Annotated in this window: 14 protein-coding genes and 1 riboswitch; of the genes, 4 read left to right on the top strand and 10 right to left on the bottom strand. The window is 51.1% G+C overall.

Annotated elements, in window-relative coordinates; translation table 11 throughout:
• The first annotated feature begins 111 nt into the window (after positions 1-111).
• The gene (locus EDM60_RS09895; RefSeq protein ID WP_122963836.1) at positions 112-1,845 is read left to right on the top strand and encodes a protoglobin domain-containing protein; all 1,734 of its coding nucleotides are present in this window, start codon (positions 112-114) and stop codon (positions 1,843-1,845) included.
• Here the strand turns inward: EDM60_RS09895 and EDM60_RS09890 are convergent.
• The 4 genes from EDM60_RS09890 to rsgA form a co-directional block, all read right to left on the bottom strand.
• Positions 1,835-2,869: a chymotrypsin family serine protease gene (locus tag EDM60_RS09890; RefSeq protein ID WP_167470272.1), complete on the bottom strand. Its 1,035-nt coding sequence runs from the start codon at positions 2,867-2,869 to the stop codon at positions 1,835-1,837. The genes EDM60_RS09895 and EDM60_RS09890 overlap by 11 nt on opposite strands.
• A 187-nt stretch (positions 2,870-3,056) precedes the next feature.
• Positions 3,057-4,364, bottom strand: coding sequence for a nucleobase:cation symporter-2 family protein (locus tag EDM60_RS09885; RefSeq protein WP_122963835.1), 1,308 nt, complete (start codon positions 4,362-4,364; stop codon positions 3,057-3,059).
• A gap of 33 nt (positions 4,365-4,397) precedes the next feature.
• Positions 4,398-4,988: a xanthine phosphoribosyltransferase gene (locus EDM60_RS09880; protein WP_122963834.1), complete on the bottom strand. Its 591-nt coding sequence runs from the start codon at positions 4,986-4,988 to the stop codon at positions 4,398-4,400.
• Positions 4,989-5,246: 258 nt separating this feature from the next.
• Positions 5,247-5,348: riboswitch (purine riboswitch) on the bottom strand.
• A gap of 139 nt (positions 5,349-5,487) precedes the next feature.
• Positions 5,488-6,573 carry a ribosome small subunit-dependent GTPase A gene (gene rsgA, locus EDM60_RS09875; RefSeq protein WP_122963833.1) on the bottom strand — a complete coding sequence of 362 codons (1,086 nt, stop codon included), beginning with the start codon at positions 6,571-6,573 and terminating at the stop codon, positions 5,488-5,490.
• Positions 6,574-6,804: 231 nt separating this feature from the next.
• Between rsgA and EDM60_RS28520 the strand changes: the two genes are divergently transcribed.
• From EDM60_RS28520 to EDM60_RS09865, 3 genes are all read left to right on the top strand, one after another.
• Complete coding sequence (locus EDM60_RS28520) at positions 6,805-6,987, top strand: hypothetical protein (protein WP_167470271.1); 183 nt, start codon at positions 6,805-6,807, stop codon at positions 6,985-6,987.
• A 506-nt stretch (positions 6,988-7,493) separates the two neighbouring features.
• Positions 7,494-7,967: a golvesin C-terminal-like domain-containing protein gene (locus tag EDM60_RS29655; RefSeq protein WP_482758289.1), complete on the top strand. Its 474-nt coding sequence runs from the start codon at positions 7,494-7,496 to the stop codon at positions 7,965-7,967.
• A 23-nt stretch (positions 7,968-7,990) separates the two neighbouring features.
• The gene (locus EDM60_RS09865; protein ID WP_122963831.1) at positions 7,991-8,776 is read left to right on the top strand and encodes a LolA-like protein; all 786 of its coding nucleotides are present in this window, start codon (positions 7,991-7,993) and stop codon (positions 8,774-8,776) included.
• 453 nt (positions 8,777-9,229) lie between these two features.
• Here the strand turns inward: EDM60_RS09865 and EDM60_RS09860 are convergent, their stop codons facing one another.
• The 6 genes from EDM60_RS09860 to EDM60_RS09835 all read right to left on the bottom strand — a co-directional run bounded on the left by EDM60_RS09860 (position 9,230) and on the right by EDM60_RS09835 (position 15,677).
• Positions 9,230-10,471, bottom strand: coding sequence for an MFS transporter (locus EDM60_RS09860; RefSeq protein ID WP_122963830.1), 1,242 nt, complete (start codon positions 10,469-10,471; stop codon positions 9,230-9,232).
• Positions 10,472-10,778: 307 nt separating this feature from the next.
• Entirely contained in the window at positions 10,779-11,414 is a 636-nt protein-coding gene (locus EDM60_RS09855; RefSeq protein WP_122963829.1) for a YcnI family copper-binding membrane protein, read from the bottom strand.
• Positions 11,411-12,886 carry a copper resistance CopC/CopD family protein gene (locus tag EDM60_RS09850; protein WP_233454179.1) on the bottom strand — a complete coding sequence of 492 codons (1,476 nt, stop codon included), beginning with the start codon at positions 12,884-12,886 and terminating at the stop codon, positions 11,411-11,413. The genes EDM60_RS09855 and EDM60_RS09850 overlap by 4 nt, the downstream gene beginning before the upstream one ends.
• Before the next feature lie 92 nt (positions 12,887-12,978).
• Positions 12,979-14,034 carry a polyamine ABC transporter substrate-binding protein gene (locus EDM60_RS09845; RefSeq protein ID WP_122963828.1) on the bottom strand — a complete coding sequence of 352 codons (1,056 nt, stop codon included), beginning with the start codon at positions 14,032-14,034 and terminating at the stop codon, positions 12,979-12,981.
• A 45-nt stretch (positions 14,035-14,079) separates the two neighbouring features.
• Positions 14,080-14,877 (bottom strand): ABC transporter permease, encoded by a 798-nt coding sequence (locus EDM60_RS09840; RefSeq protein ID WP_122963827.1) that lies wholly within the window; start codon positions 14,875-14,877, stop codon positions 14,080-14,082.
• Positions 14,874-15,677 carry an ABC transporter permease gene (locus tag EDM60_RS09835; protein ID WP_063228172.1) on the bottom strand — a complete coding sequence of 268 codons (804 nt, stop codon included), beginning with the start codon at positions 15,675-15,677 and terminating at the stop codon, positions 14,874-14,876. The genes EDM60_RS09840 and EDM60_RS09835 overlap by 4 nt, the downstream gene beginning before the upstream one ends.
• Positions 15,678-15,703 lie beyond the last annotated feature (26 nt).

Below are 15,703 nucleotides of genomic sequence, written 5' to 3'. Positions count from 1 at the left end.
TTCCTCGAATGGTATAATCAGGTAGGTAGTGAGAACTATTTTGGATGACGGTGGCTGACCTATTCCGTGGCATGGATAGGTCAGTTTTTGATAAAAAAGCGGAGGGATTCTATGTTTGGCAAGCGTTGGGCGCGATCACAAACGGCCCCGATCCAGGAAAGCGATATCGCGATGACAGAGCAATTGCGGGCAAAAGTAAACTTTTTGCAGATGAACAATGACGATCTCAGGCGGCTCGCGCAAATCGAACCGCTCATAACCGAGCATATCGACACGATTACCGAGCGGCATTATCAGATGCTTGGCCACTATGCGAATTTGATGAACATCATTGAAGTCCATACTACTGTAGGACGCCTCTCCGGTTCCTTTCGCCACTATTTGCAATCGCTTTCCAACGCACAACTCAACGATGCCTACGTCGCGGGACGGGAAAAAATCGGGGAAGTCCACAGTAAAATCGGACTCGCCCCAGAGTGGTACACCGGCTCTTACATGCGGCTGTACGAATGCTTTATTCCCGCCATCGTCCATACTTACAGCAAAAAGCCGGACGAACTGTCTTCCATCTTGCTTGCCTTGATCAAGCTGCTCACGCTCGACTCCCAGATCGTGCTGGAAGCTTATCAAGAGGATCACGACTACAAAACGATCGACCGCCTGGGCAATGTCCTGGAGCTGGTCATGCAAATCGATAAAATCAAGCATGTACTCGATACCATCGACACGACAAGCGTCGAAACCGGCACGGTCAGACATGCAGCCGAACAATTGTCCGAATCGGTGCAAAAGGTAGCCGCCTCCGCCGTGCACGTGGCGGAAAATGCTGCGACGACCATGGAGCAGGCCACAGCCGGGCAAAAAATCATCCAGACGTCATTGACAAGCTTCCTGTCCATGGCGGAAGAATTTAACGAGATGCAGGCCAAAATCTCGTCGCTGACGACTTCCATCGAAGCTGTCTCCCAAGTCGTGCAAGTGATCAAAAGCGTCGCGGATCAGACGAATTTGCTCGCCTTGAACGCCTCTATCGAAGCTGCCCGGGCGGGTGAGCATGGGCGCGGCTTTTCCATCGTCGCCGAGGAAGTGCGCAAGCTCGCGGAACAAACCAAACATTCCGTACAAAGCATTACCAGCACGATGGATACCGTCCGCCATGAAGCGAGCCTGGTCAAAGAAACGGCGGCTCTGCTTGGCACTCATTTCAACGACAATGCCACTCAGACACGCGAAGCGATCGAGTTGTTAGGCGAGATTGTGCAAAATATCGAACAAGTAGGCCATGCGACGGGACACATCGCTTCGTTGACAGAAGAACAGTCAGCTTCAACCGAAGATATTTCCATGCGAATTTCCCAGGTGGAGAACAATATGGAACAAATTTTCACCCACGTCTCCCACGCAGGCAAAAACGTCTACGAAATCGGGGCTGGCATCAACGCCCTGCACCAAAACAGCATCAGTCAAATTACACGCCTGAAAGCCAAACACAGCTTGCGCATCGTCAAAACCGACCATCTGCTCTGGAAATGGTGGGTGTACAACTTCTTGCTCGGTTATCATTCCATCACGGAAAAAGACCTCATCGATCACCACAATTGCCGTCTCGGGCTTTGGTATGACGAGGCGAAACAAAACCAGGCGATCAGCTCCCTCCCCGCTTTCAAACGGCTGGCAGAGCCGCACAAAGGGTTTCACGACGCGATTCGCCATATTTTCACGCTGGCTTCTACGGGCAAACAAAAAGAGGCCGAGATGGCATTTGCCATCCTGGAAGCACGCTCTGCGGAGGTGCTTGCCTGTCTGGACGATCTCGCTTCCGAAATGAACCAGATTACTTCCTAGCCTTTTTCCTGCGGCGAACAGCGCGTTTTCTGGACGAAAGTGCGGAAGCAGGCTGGGCCACCCGCAAGCCAAGCGCGCGCATCGCCCGGTGAATCGGAAAAGCGATCGACAGCCTGCCGTCTGCTGAACCTGCGAAGTTGACGGCAGCGGCGTAATTGTTTGCGGTCAACCAGACAGAGCCGGAATCACCTGGCAGCGAAATCGGCGCTGCGCTGCGGATCACGGTCTGGTTGCGGAAGCGAATCGTTCCCAGTCCGCCGTAATCTCCGTAATCGACGTTAATATCGGTGTGAGTCGACTCTACGACTCCATGGACGAAGCCCGTGGTCCGGCCTACCTTTTTCAAACGGCTGCCGATCGCATAAGAGCGGACATATCCGGGAATCGTGCCGACTTTCGCATAGCGCGGAGCAAGCAGGTTATTGGAAGTCGGAATGCTGATCGCCACATCCATATCGTTGACGGCATTTTTTCGCAGCCGGACAAAACGGTACAGTTGTCCAATCCGGTCGCGTCCGGAACGCCCGCCATCCGATCCTCCCGGCTGGATCGTCTCTGTGTAGCCTCCGGTATTGTTGCGGTTCAAAACGTGGTTGTTGCTCAGCAAAAAGCGTTGTGCCCGTCTGAGCGCTCCGGTCACGATCAGGCCCGCCGTCCCGGACGCTCCCGGATATCCTACGCTGACGCCTGCTATCACCGGACGAATCCTCCGGCGATAGCTCGACGTTGCCCGCCATTTTTGATGGCTGCTGCATCTCCCCGATGTCACTGTTCGCACAGGGACAGCCACATGGGAAGTAATCTTTGGCCGCTTTCCGCCTTTTTTCCGTTTGACCGCCACGCAGCTCGGGCAGCCTTTTTTCACGGCGGCACTAGCGTCCAGCGTATACAGTACGACACAAGCGCCCTTTTGGTTGTTCCTGCCGTTTACATATCCGACGCCAATGCCCATGACACCGGGCATTCGCTTCCATTTTTTCACGAGATGGTTCTTCGCTTTCAGCGCCTCCCGAAAGGTAGCCATGCACTCATCTTTCCTTCCCTGTTGATTTCGTACATAGCCATCGTATGTCTGACTTGGCCAAGGCCATTAGACGCTTGCCAACCTCGGGAGAGCCTTTTTTATCGCCAAAAAAACCGCCATCCTCTGCACACAGCTAGAGAATGGCGGTTTTCATCTTTTTAATGGACTGACGATTGCCTGACAAGCCTCAGGAAGCTTCTGAGATCGTACTCGGCACAGGAGCCTGTTGCACTTTTTTATTCGTATGAACGAGCAAAATGTTCAAAATCACAGCAGTCAGCGAGCCTGTCACGATGCCGTTTTGCAGCATCATTTTCGCCAAAGTCGGCAGTTGGTCAAACATCGTTGGAACAGCCGCGGAGCCAAGACCGACTGCGATACTGCAAGCGGCAATCAGCAAGTTTTCGTTTTGGCGAAGATCCACCTGCGACAAAATGTTGATGCCGGACGCTACCACCATGCCGAACATCGCGATCATGGCGCCGCCCAGCACGGCATTCGGCACAACGGTCGTCAGGGCAGCCAGCTTCGGCAAAAGGCCGAGGACAACCAGCAGGCCGCCGGCTCCGATCATCACATCGCGCGTTTTGATGCCTGTCAAGGAAACCAGACCAACGTTTTGCGAAAAGGCTGTGTACGGGAAGGCATTGAAAACACCGCCCAAAACGATCGCGATCCCTTCCCCGCGCAAACCTTTGACTACGTCTTTGTCCGTAACCTTCGTATCGGTTACTTTTCCAAGCGCAAAATAAACGCCAGTCGACTCAGCCATACTGATAATGTTGACCAGAATCATCGTCACAATCGCCACGATGGAAAATTGCGGGGTGCCGAAGTAGAACGGCTCGACCACGCTGAACCAGGACGCCTCCGCCACATTGGCGAAGCTGACCATGCCCATCGTGTACGCCACGACCGTACCGATCACAAGGCCGAGCAGGACAGAAATCGCCCGAATAAATCCGGTAAAGAAACGGTTAATAACCAAAATGATAACCAATGTACCCAAAGCGAGGAGCAAGTTTCGCGGGGAACCGAAATCAGGCATGCCCTGGCCGCCAGCCGCGTTGTTCATCGCCACAGGAATGAGCGACAAGCCGATAATCGTCACGACGGAACCTTGCACCACCGTCGGGAAAAACCGCAGCAGCTTGCCAAACAGGGGAGCTGCCAATACTACAAACAAACCGGAAACGATAATGGCCCCGTAGGCCGTCGCCAAATTGCTCGTCGAGGCAATCGCAATAATCGGCCCTACCGCTGTAAACGTACAGCCGAGCACGACCGGAAGACGAATCCCGGTGTAACGCGTGCCGATCACCTGCAACAGGGTGGCAATCCCGCACGTAAACAAGTCAGCGGCAATCAAATAGGCAATCTGGGCGGGAGTCAGGTTCAAAGCCCCGCCAATAATGAGCGGCACGACAACAGCACCGGCATACATCGCCAAAACGTGCTGCAAACCTAAAGTAACTATCTTTTGTTTGGATAGCATGAAGTAATCTTCTCTCCTCTTGATCGATCGGTTTTAGACGCGAACAGATTCCGGTTGAATAAAGTGAATGCCTTCTGGCGACATGGACTCGATACGGGCCAACGATTCAATGCGCACACCCGCTTGCTCCAGCAGTCCGCGACCTTCCTGGAAGCTTTTCTCGATCACGGCTCCGATGCCGACCAGATGAGCATTCGCATCTTTGATGATTTGGGTCAAGCCAATCAAGGCTGCTCCTGTCGCAAGGAAGTCGTCGACGATCAGCACGCGGTCATCGGCAGACAGGTACTGCTTGGACACACTGATCTGATACGTTTCCTGGCGGGTAAACGAGTGCACAGGAGCCGAGTACACGTCTTCCGTCAGCGTCACGGCCTTTTTCTTTTTCGCGTATACAAAAGGCACACCGAGGGCAAACGACGTCGCCAGCGCAAAATGAATGCCGCTTGCCTCAATCGTCAATACTTTCGTAATCTTTTCACCTGCGAAAAGCTCGGCGAAGCGCTCCCCGATTTTCATCGTCAACTGCTGGTCTACCTGATGGTTCAAAAACGCATCCACCTTCAACACGGATGCGGACAACACTTTGCCGTCCTGGACAATGCGCTCTTGCAATTCTTTCATCTGTTCTTCCTCCTCCATCAACACTCGGACGTTGCCTGCCAACGTCACTCGCTCAAACCTGGTGAAAAAAATAAAAGCCCCGAACGGACAGTTCACAAGCAGGCTCAGGTAATAAAACCAACGCCAAGTGAAACTGTCCCTCGGGGCATTTTTCCCTTTAGGTGCAGCACGCCAACAAATGCGTGTCAGCATCGTTCGGATCGGGATAAAACCACTCCTTTTGTTGCGAAGAACAAAGGAACGGCAGCCGCGATGCCAAACAGACGCTATTTCACTCGTAGTCAGGCGATTTACGGTCACCCGGTAGAAACTGTTGGGCCTTATTCCCAAAATTATACGAGCACTTCTTCTGCCTATTACCCAGCCTGTTTGCTGGGTCTTGACCAAATCTATCACAACTGGCTTGCTGTGATCAAGGGTAAATTTCTGAAAGTCTGCCAAGCTGTTTTTGCTTGCTGAAAAACGGAAAAAACCCCCGAAGCTTCGAGGGTCTTTTCGTTTATCGCTTAGGCTTTTTGCTGCGATGCTGCATCGTCATTTTCTTCCATTTGTCTTTCTCGGCCGCTGCCAGCCTGGCGTCTTCCTTGCGCGCCAGATGAGCCAGTTCCCGTTGCAGCTTCAAATAGCTGTCGAAGCGAGCCTGCTCCAATGTGCCATCCGCAATCGCTTCCCGGACGGCACAGCCCGGCTCCCGCCCGTGCTGGCAATCGCTGAATCGGCAGTCTTCCGCCAGCTTCTCGACATCGTCAAAAGCGCCACGGAATCCTTCATCGGCTTCCCACAGCTGCAATTCTCTCATTCCCGGCGTGTCGATCATGAGAGCGCCGCCTGGCAACTGGAACAGCTCGCGGTGCGTCGTCGTATGCCGTCCGCGATCATCTCCGTCGCGAACGCCGCTTACTTTTTGACGGTCTGCTCCGCTCAGCTTGTTGATCAGCGTCGATTTGCCGACCCCCGACGAGCCCATGAGCGCCACCGTCTGTCCGCTGCCCAGGTAAGGTGCGAGCTGCTCCAGCCCTTCTCCCTGCTCTGCACTGACTACGTGCACAGGCACGCCGATCGCGACGGTTTCCACTTCAGCCATGCACTTTTCCAGATCGTCGCACAAATCAGCCTTGGACAGCACGATCACCGGATTGGCTCCGCTTTCCCAGGCGAGGATGAGATAACGCTCCATCCTGCGTATATTAAAGTCGTTGTTCAAGGCAGTCACCAAAAAGACCGTATCGACGTTGGCTGCCACGATTTGTTCTTCGACCGTTTCCCCGGCCACTTTTCGCGAAAACTTGCTCTTGCGCGGGAGCAGCGCATGAATCGAGGCTTTCTTTTCCTCGGGACGCGCCTTGATGACTACCCAGTCTCCTACCGCCGGATAATCCTCGCGACCCGTCGCCTCATAGCGCAGCTTGCCCGTGACTTCGCCCAACAGCTCGCCATGCTCGCTCATCAGACGGTAAATGCGTTTATGTTCCAGCGAGATTCTTCCCACGCTGAAGCCTTCTTCGGCATAAGGGGCAAACAGATTGGCAAAATGCTCATTCCAGCCCAAAGATTGCAATGTTGATTGATTGGTTGCTTGATTCACTACGGATTCCCCCTGCAAATGGTTAATGATTGGCCGTACGCCAACACCAGTCGCAGTCGAATCCTCATTTTGTGAACGGTGTTATTTTCCGCTTGAAAGGAGGATTCCTGCGACGAAACTTCCTACACTCTGAGCGTTTTTCATGTTTGACATAAAACATCTCTCCTTTTCAAGACCGCACCATTTATGGTTTGGAATCATTTTCCCAATCATTGTAACATACAACGCGGCATGGCAAAAGCGTCAGTCTCCACCGCCGCCTCCGCCGCTGTCTCCGCCTCCGCTATCACTGCCGCTGCTGCTGCTGTAGTCACTGCCGCTGTCGCTGCTTCTCCAATCTCCATCTGTATCACGGTCGCGATGGTGATGGCTGCTGTCGGCGTAGAAGGAGCTGCTGCTATCGGTAGAATTTGAGTACGAGCGTCTGCTTGTGCCAGTTTTGGCTTTGTTTGCAAAGACAATGACTAAGATTACAAATACGACGACGATGAGAATAAAAACTTCCATCTGTATCCACTCCCTCTCCATCCTACAAGAAAAAATGTTTGTTACCTAAGTATACCACAAGCTTGCTCCCACTTTTGGAATCAGTTGGAACGGTCAGCCTGCCCACATGCGCATCAAAAAGGCATGCAGCCTATCGGACACATGCCAAAAGTTTCATTACCGAACATGGTAAAAGTATTACAATACGTTATTTTCAAAGCACAACACAGAATGACCTCCGATAGAGTTATTGAAGCCACTAACCATCCGGTGCGTAGGTTATAATGCTGAGATGTATTTTTAATGTCATCCTTATAACATTGAAATCATATAAAACACTAATTTTACAATAATAAGAGAAAAGTCCCTTTATTTACAAAAGAACATGATGTATTTATAAATATGTAAAATAATTACAAGTAAGGGGGATTCTTGTGAAACTTCGCAAGTCTTTAGTAGTTTTTACACTGCTACTTACGTTATCCGTATTGTCGTCAATTTCCGCTTTCGCCGCGACATCTTACGTCTATAATGGGGATATTTCCTCAGGGTGGTGGTCGTCAGGGGTAATGAATAGTACGAGTAGCTGCGGTTATGATGGTAAAAGCTACTGGTATTATGGTAGCAGTAGTCCAACTTCTACGGGAGAGTGGGCCAAAGAACTTAATGGACGTACTGAATACGCGGTTTACATTCCGAGTTGTAATTCTACTGGTTCCGTCAAATATCATGTTTGGTATGAAGATGGGCAAAGGGTAGATCTTAATGTAAATCAACTCAACTATTCTAATGAATGGGTTATTCTAGGAACATATTATGGAGATAGCTACTCATCAATAGGTATGTCAAATAATTTGGCTTCTTCGTCATCCAAAGTTGTTTGGGACGAAGTTCGATTTAAGAACTAAATTTGTCAGGGGGGAGCACTATCATGAGCAATTCAAAAAAGATCATAGGCAGTATTGTTGCAGGTGCCACTTTAGGAGTCGGTATATATGGATATATGCACCTTAGTAAACCGGAAATAACGGAGGCTAATTCGAAATCACAATACGTCAATTCAGTAGCAGAGTTAAAAGAAGAACCAATCATTGGTGCAAAAATGTTTAAAGCCAACGATAATTACGGTTCCCTTTCAGGGACTATCGTCAAAACGGGTGAAGTAGAAAATTCTATAACCGAGGTAGTTATAGCGCAGCCTGACCGTTATTACGTAAAGTTTATTCCTAATTCAAATGATAAGGACGTTTATTTTGAAGCAGTTAACGATGGAAAATCAGTACAAATCAAGGAAGACAAAGGTCAAATTGTTGAGTCTAATCCATTTCCAACACAAAGTATAAGGGAATCACAAAATTTAAAGGAAAATAAGAAAGATGATAACGAAGTTAAGCTTAACTTAAACGGTACTTTCCTTCCAATTGGGAACGTCAATGAGATGCTTCACCCCGAAATGTATGTACAAAGTGTTTTTAGAAGAGGCGACATGAATGTTCTTGGTGAGGAAAAATATTTGGAAAGAGATGTAACCGTGATTGAAATCTCGAATGCACAACTTAAAATTGGGGACAGGCAGAAATTCTGGATAGACAACAAAACTGGGATAGTTTTAAAAACAGTACTGTATGATGATGATGATGAAGTACAAAGTCAGTATTTTGAAAGCATCGAATTTAATAATAAGAAAAACACGGGAACGTTTAAGTTGTTTAAGTAAAGTAAAATATTAATATCAAATATAAAATGCAAAGAGAACCCCAACTAGCTGGTTCTCTTTGCATTTTTCCTTGTTATGAAAGAAAAGGGAAGTAGCTGCGTTTGTTCATTCAAGCTAAATCTTTGCGAGGGGATAGCAGAATCGGGAATGCAGGGTGTTATTATTTACTGGGATATAGCTGATCCCCTAGACGGCACTGAAGTGGCAGCGATGTGGCAACTACTGGCTACAAAGGACATTGATGAAGGTCTTGAAGTTGTAAGTGAAAGGATTTTATAAACAGTACTTAAAAACCGTATGAAAGAATTAACAGGGTCCGCGTTAAGTCGATGCCTACCTCTTCCTATTAAGTCAGGTGCGAGCAAAACGACGAGTATAGAATTACTCTATCGAAATTGGATCAGTTACTTTTCAAATCCGCGGAGATCGTTTCTTCCTTCATTTATGCACCGTCTAACGTTTACGCAGCACTCGACCGAACACAGCGAGAATCGGAATCAGCAGCAAGCCTGCCGTAATCAAGGAAGCGCGAATCGACAGCCGATGCCCGATCCAGCCGACTACAGGTCCCCCCATCGTCTGTCCAAGTGCGTTGGACTGGCTCATCATCGACAAAACCGTCGCCCGCACACTGCTCTCGATATTCAAATTCAGCCACGTCTCGTACAAGGGACTGGTGAGCGAATCGATCACGCCGATCAGCAGCAAGGCAACCAGCGCCCAGCCAAAATCGGGGGCGGTAGCAAAAGCGATGACCGCCGCGATTTTCAAAGCCGTCAACACGAACATGCCGACGACGACGATCCGCTCGTTGTTGACATCCAGCCGCTTCTCGGCAAAGCTGACAGCGAACAGCCCAAGCAAGCTGGACAGCGCAGCGATGATTCCGAACCACATCGCCATGGAAATCCCGGCAACCTGCGGGAAGCCGATCTCGGAAATCAAATGCGCTTCATGCAAGCGGTCATACCCTTCGGAAGCTGCTCCTGTGAACAGCGTCACGAGCAAAATCAACAGCAAAATCGGCTCTTTGCGAATGACGCGCGCTCCCGACAGCCACGTCTCGCTCATCTCTTTCCACTGGGACGTGCCTTTTTCCCTCTCTCTTGGGGTAAAGCCCGTTTCCTTCATAAAGAAGATCAGAAAAACGCCCAGTGCCAGGTAGATCAACCCGCCAAACAAATACGGCAAGTTCGGGGCCAGCGTAGACAGCCACACACTCAGCCCGATTCCGAGCATATTCGCCAAAAGCGAGTAACGCTTCGCGCGCATAAAGATGCTGCCCAGCTTTTCCTCGCCCACTTCATCCACAATCCACGCTGTGTCGGCTCCACTGACGAACGTATCGCCCACGCCAAAAAACAGTTGGGCAATCAAGACCCAAACAAACGCAGAGACAAAAGGCAGCCAGCCATCGAGCACAGGAAGAATCCCTTGCAGCGCAAAGCCGATCCCCAACAGAAACATCCCGATGATGATGGACAGACGGCGGCTGTACGTATCGGCCACCACGCCTGTCACACCCTCAAACAGCAGGACGGACAGCTCCAGCACCATACCGACCAGCAAAAGCTCGAACGGGTTCAGGCCCAATGTCGCGATGTAAAAGATCGCGTAAGTCGTAAACATCGTCGTGTTGGCGAGTGACGCCATAAAACGTTTGACCATATATACAGTCGTTGCATTCATAACCATGGAAGCAGTCTCCACCTATTCTGGCAGAGGACACGTTCCGTCATTTTTCAGCCGTGAACAGGCTACTTCAATCGTTCCTTATCGCGAAGAAAAACCGCACGTGCCGCACTGCCGATTGTATTGTTTTCCTACCTGTTTACTTGCTTGCTCCAATTTGATGACTGACATCATTTAACACCTCCGAAAGTAATTAGTCATAATTATAAGGAGATTCCGCCCAAAAAGGTAGGGGAAAATAAGAAACCGCGCAGCATGTTGCTCGCTGCACGGTTTTTTCCGCCGTGTTTCTTCTCCGCTACTCTCTCTCTTATGCTTTCTTTCTGAACAGCCCCACGATGGAGAGCAAGAGCGCCAGTCCGGAAAGCACCAGAGGCAACGTGTTGCTTGTGCCTGCGCTTGCTGCTGCTTGACCGGTCGCAGGAGCCGGAGTTGTCGCTTCTGCTGCACCATGGCCATGATCGTGTCCAGCCTCGCCAACACCTGCTTTGACAGTCGTCACGGACGCTGGAGTCTTGGCGTCCTTGTCGCCTGTCCACTCCACTACCTCGCCGTCCGCATACGTTTGGTACGCTTTCCACGCCAGCGTGCCTTCTTCTTTCGGATTCGCCCCGACAAAAGCGAACTCCATGAACTCGTGCGCTTTGATCCCGCCGTTTGTCGCTGTCCAGACAAGTGCTGTGTTCACGCCGTCCTTGTCTTTTTCAAATTCATAGCTCCAGCCAGGAACAGGCTGCACGGTGTTTACTTTTACGCCAGCCGGAAATTCCAGCTTTACCTTCACTGTGTTGACGTCTTTTTCTACAGGAACGCGAACGGTGTATTTTTCATACGATCCGGTAGTCGTTTCTTTCGGATAGACGTTGACGTGCGCCTGTGCTGCTGTCGCGAGCGTCAGGACAGCTCCTGCCACCAATACACTGCTCATCCATTTTTTCATGTTCATCGTGAAAACCCTCCTAGTTTGTCGCTGCTTGCATAAGCGGCTTGTGTGTTTGTCGTGTCTGTTTTGTTTGTCGCGTCGGTCGGGTAGTTGGTTTGACTCATCCACAGCCCTGCCAACACAGCGACGATGCCAAAAACGATTTCCCAGCGCAGCCACTTCCTCTGCAACTGGTTGCTTCCCCGCCAGCGCTTTGTCTGTCTGTAGGCGAGCGCCAGCATGATGACGACGCTGACGATTTTTCCGTACAGCAGGTAGTTCCAGGCAAGCGAGCTTGCGAGAATGCTCGTCACGTCCGTTTGTACGAGCAGCATGAATACTCCCGTCACAACAGCAAGTACAGCCGCTGTCGCAACCAGGCGCAAAAAGAACCGCTTGAACGGCTCATTGCCCCGCTCCGCCTCTTTGGACACCAAGAGCAGGTAGACGAGCGCCCCCAGCCAGAGTGCCACTGTGAACACATGCAGCAGCCGCAGCACGATCGACAGCCAGACGGGAGCAATCCCCCAGGCATGACCGCCAAAAGCTTGCGCGCTGATCAACAACACCCATATGCCCGCATACCAGCCAGACACCATGCCCGGTATCGCCAAAAGCAGCAAGAGAATGAAGGAGACGATCAGCATGACGGCAAAGGGAGACTGCATCAGCAAGTTGCTGTCCAGATGCAGCAAGGCGTCGGTCAAAGAAACAGCCTTCAGCGATTCGTCGTACAAAAACCAGAGAAAAATAAGTCCCACGATCGCAAGCGCCCAGCCGATCTGTCTGCCGATTCCGATCAGTGCCGCGAGCTTCGGCAAGCCGTAGCGCTGTCCCCACGCTGCGATCAAATACAGTCCGCCGCCCAGCAAAATGATCCCTTGGGCGAGGTAGCGATACACAATCAAGTAATTCGTGTCAGTCTTGTTTTCACCCGGCGGCACGACTACCGCGCTCTTTTGCCCGATGGAAAAAGTCAGGCGCTCCTCTACCGGATGGCCGTCCTCGGACACGACCGAGACGATGACGGAATACGTACCTTCCGCCAAATCGGCCGGAAGCTGTGCATTGACCTGCGAAGCGTCTCCCGGCTGAAGAGTCGGGCGTTGCATCTGTATTTCTTTCCCGTCCCAATCAAACAAACGGATGGTGACAAGGTCAGGCTCCAATGTTTCGGTAAACCTCATGGAGATTTGCCCCGGATTCGTCTGTAGCAGCTCGCCGTCTTGCGGACTGCTGCCCATCATACCGGCATGGGCGTAAGCCAAATTCGTTCCAATCGCAAGCACCAGAAAAAAGGCCAGCGAAAGCACGGTCCATAGTCGCTTTATGCTGTGCATCAGCATATCACCTACTTCCTTCGCCTTTTCGTCCTTAATCCTATCAAACTCGTCTACTTTTCTGTATGGCTCCATCGGGCTATCTGCTGTGACGATTTTTTGAAGCAAAAACTGGCGTTCCCGCCCTTCTTCCCCTGATTCAAGTAGTTTTTCCATAATCGTCCTGACCCCATCCGTGCCCAAAACAAAAACCGAGACAGGATGCTTCATTCATCCCATCTCGGTTCTTCTGCTTGTGGCAATTCGGTTTATCGGCCGCTCTTCATCTCAGTCCAGTAGCGGTCGTATTCTTGCAACGTATCTCCGACATCAACCAGCCACTCGGCGCGGGCGATATCCGCTTTGTCCAGGAAGATCATTTTGTTCGCGCGATATTCTTCGCTGTGCAGTGGATATGCCTGTTCGTTCGGGTTGCTGTAGCCGATCGACTCGTAGTTTTTCACGCTGACTTCCGGCTCCATCAAGTAGTTGATGAATTTCTCCGCCAAATCTTTGTGCTTGGCTCCTTTTGGAATCGCCAGCGTGTCTGCCCAGATCGTCGCGCCCTCTTTTGGAATGACGTACTCCACGTCCGGGTTTTGTCCGTTAATAATCGCAGCGTCGCCAGACCAGACCGTACCGATCCACGCTTCTTCCGCGATCATTTTTTGCTTGATGTTGTCCGTATCAAAAGCCATGACGCTCGGCAGCACTTTTTTCAGATCAGCGAACGACTTTGCCAGCTCGTCCTTGTTTGTTGTGCTGTTGGAGAAGCCGTTTTTGATCAGAGCCATCCCCATCACTTCGCGCGGGTCGTTCAGCATGATGACGCGACCTTTGTACGCTTCGTTCCACAGGTCGTTCCAGCTTGTCGGCGTTTCTTTGACATACTTTTTGTTGTAGGCAATCCCGGTGATTCCCCACGTGTACACGAGCGAGTATTTGTTTTCCTTGTCAAAAGGAGGCGTCTTGAACGTAGACACGATGTTTTTCATGTTCGGGATGTTTTCTTTGTTCAGCTCTTCGAGAAGGCCGAGCTGAATCATCGTTGCCACCATGTAATCGGACGGCTGAATCAAATCGTAGCCCGATGCGCCAGCCTGGATTTTTGCCAGCATTTCCTCATTGCTGCCGTACACGTCGTAGTTGACTTTGACATTGTACTTTTGCTCGAAATCTTTGATGACATCCAGGTCAAAATTGTCTGCCCAGCTGTAGATGTTCAATACTTGCTGCTCGGGTTCGGACGACGAGGAGCAGCCGACAGCTGTCACTGCGAGTACGGCGGTCAAAGCGCCGATCATCATGGATTTGAAACGTTTCATTTTTTCTTCTCAACCTCCAAATCGGTATGGGATACGTCTGGTCAACTAAAAGTGAATCTGACCGTTTTTGGAATCTTTGCGGCGGAAAAGCTCGGCAATAATCACCAGCAGCACCGTGCTTGCGATCAACAGCGTCGAAAGCGCATTGACTTCCGGGGATACGCCGCGTTTTACCAGGCCGTAAATGTACAATGGCAGCGTGGTCGAATTAGGACCAGCCACGAAGAACGAAATAATGAAATCATCGAGCGACAAAGTAAACGACATCAAAAAGCCAGCGACGATTCCGGGCATGATCAATGGCAGCGTCACATGACGCAATGTTCCCCACGGGGTAGCGCCCAAATCTTGCGCCGCCTCCTCCAGCTCTTTGCCCATATCGGCCAGGCGGGCGGAGACGATCACCATCACATACGGCATGGAAAAGGTCACGTGGGCCATGATGAGTGTCCACTTGCCCAGCTCCATGTGCACCTGGCTGAACAAGACGAGAAGGGCAAGTCCCATCATGATCTCGGGAATCACAATCGGCAAGTAGATCAGCCCGTTGACGACATTGCGCCAGCGCAAGGAGTAATGCTTGATGGCGAGCGACGCAGCCGTGCCCAAAACCGTTGCCAGCACGCTGCTGATCACCCCGATGGACAGGCTGTTCATGAGCGCCTGCATGACTTGTCTGTTGTCAAACAAAGAGACGTACCACTTCCATGTAAACCCGTTCCACGTCGCGTTGATCCGCGAGTCATTGAACGAATATAGAACGAGAATCGCAATCGGCAAGTACAAGAAGACCAGCATCAGCCAAGAGTAACCGGAAAGCGTATGTCTGCGCCACGTTTTCATGCTGCCCCCTCCTTTGCCTCGCCCGCTTTGACAGCGCGGAAGTACAGAAGAATCAGGAGCATCGACAACAGCATCAACACGATCGACAATGCCGAGCCAAACGGCCAGTCACGCGCCGAAAGGAACTGGTTCTGAATCACGTTTCCGATCAGGGCCGACTTCGCCCCGCCCATCACGTCCGGCACGACGAACATCCCGATCGAGGAGACAAAGACGAGAATCGATCCGGTGACGACGCCTGTTTTAGTCATCGGCAGCGTAACGTGCCAGAAAGCTCTCCACGGAGTCGCTCCCAGATCGTACGCCGCTTCCAGCTTGCGGCGATCCATCTGCTCCAGAGACACGTAAATCGGCAGCACCATGAACGGCAGCAGCGTGTACACCATCCCCAAAAGCACCGAACCGGAATTGTACAAAAGCGGCAATGGCTCCGTAATAATCCCTAATGATTGCAAAATCGTATTGACGACCCCTTGGGAGCGCAGGATGATCACCCAGGCGTAGGAACGGACCAGAAAGTTGATCCAGAACGGAATCATCACAAGCAACAGCCAAATTTGCTGGGACGACTTTTCCAGGCGGGAAATGTAATACGCAAGCGGATAGCCGCACACGATCGACAACACCGTTGTCAAAATGGCAACTACCAGCGTGTCCGCAAAAATTTGCCCGTACAGCGGGTCCCAAATGCGCACGTAATTGTTCAGCGTAAATTCATAGACAACTTGCCCGTATGTGCCTCTTTTGAGGAAGGACATCAGCGCAATCATAAGCATGGGCAGGACGAAAAGCACACCCATCCACAAAAGGGCGGGTGCTGCGAGCA

Source organism: Brevibacillus parabrevis (genome assembly GCF_003710905.1).
Classification (GTDB): domain Bacteria; phylum Bacillota; class Bacilli; order Brevibacillales; family Brevibacillaceae; genus Brevibacillus; species Brevibacillus parabrevis.
This window is presented reverse-complemented; position numbering and strand designations above follow the sequence as displayed.

Bases quoted from the DNA above. Each gene is read 5' to 3' on its own strand.
- EDM60_RS09865 (WP_122963831.1), top strand. From the start codon at position 7,991: ATGAGCAATTCAAAAAAGATCATAGGCAGTATTGTTGCAGGTGCCACT.
- EDM60_RS09860 (WP_122963830.1), bottom strand. From the start codon at position 10,471: ATGGTTATGAATGCAACGACTGTATATATGGTCAAACGTTTTATGGCG.
- EDM60_RS09895 (WP_122963836.1), top strand. From the start codon at position 112: ATGTTTGGCAAGCGTTGGGCGCGATCACAAACGGCCCCGATCCAGGAA.
- EDM60_RS09850 (WP_233454179.1), bottom strand. From the start codon at position 12,886: ATGGAAAAACTACTTGAATCAGGGGAAGAAGGGCGGGAACGCCAGTTT.
- EDM60_RS09845 (WP_122963828.1), bottom strand. From the start codon at position 14,034: ATGAAACGTTTCAAATCCATGATGATCGGCGCTTTGACCGCCGTACTC.
- EDM60_RS09880 (WP_122963834.1), bottom strand. From the start codon at position 4,988: ATGAAAGAATTGCAAGAGCGCATTGTCCAGGACGGCAAAGTGTTGTCC.
- EDM60_RS09840 (WP_122963827.1), bottom strand. From the start codon at position 14,877: ATGAAAACGTGGCGCAGACATACGCTTTCCGGTTACTCTTGGCTGATG.
- EDM60_RS09885 (WP_122963835.1), bottom strand. From the start codon at position 4,364: ATGCTATCCAAACAAAAGATAGTTACTTTAGGTTTGCAGCACGTTTTG.
- EDM60_RS09835 (WP_063228172.1), bottom strand. From the start codon at position 15,677: ATGGGTGTGCTTTTCGTCCTGCCCATGCTTATGATTGCGCTGATGTCC.
- EDM60_RS28520 (WP_167470271.1), top strand. From the start codon at position 6,805: ATGGCAAAAGCGTCAGTCTCCACCGCCGCCTCCGCCGCTGTCTCCGCC.
- EDM60_RS09890 (WP_167470272.1), bottom strand. From the start codon at position 2,869: ATGGCTACCTTTCGGGAGGCGCTGAAAGCGAAGAACCATCTCGTGAAA.
- EDM60_RS09855 (WP_122963829.1), bottom strand. From the start codon at position 11,414: ATGAACATGAAAAAATGGATGAGCAGTGTATTGGTGGCAGGAGCTGTC.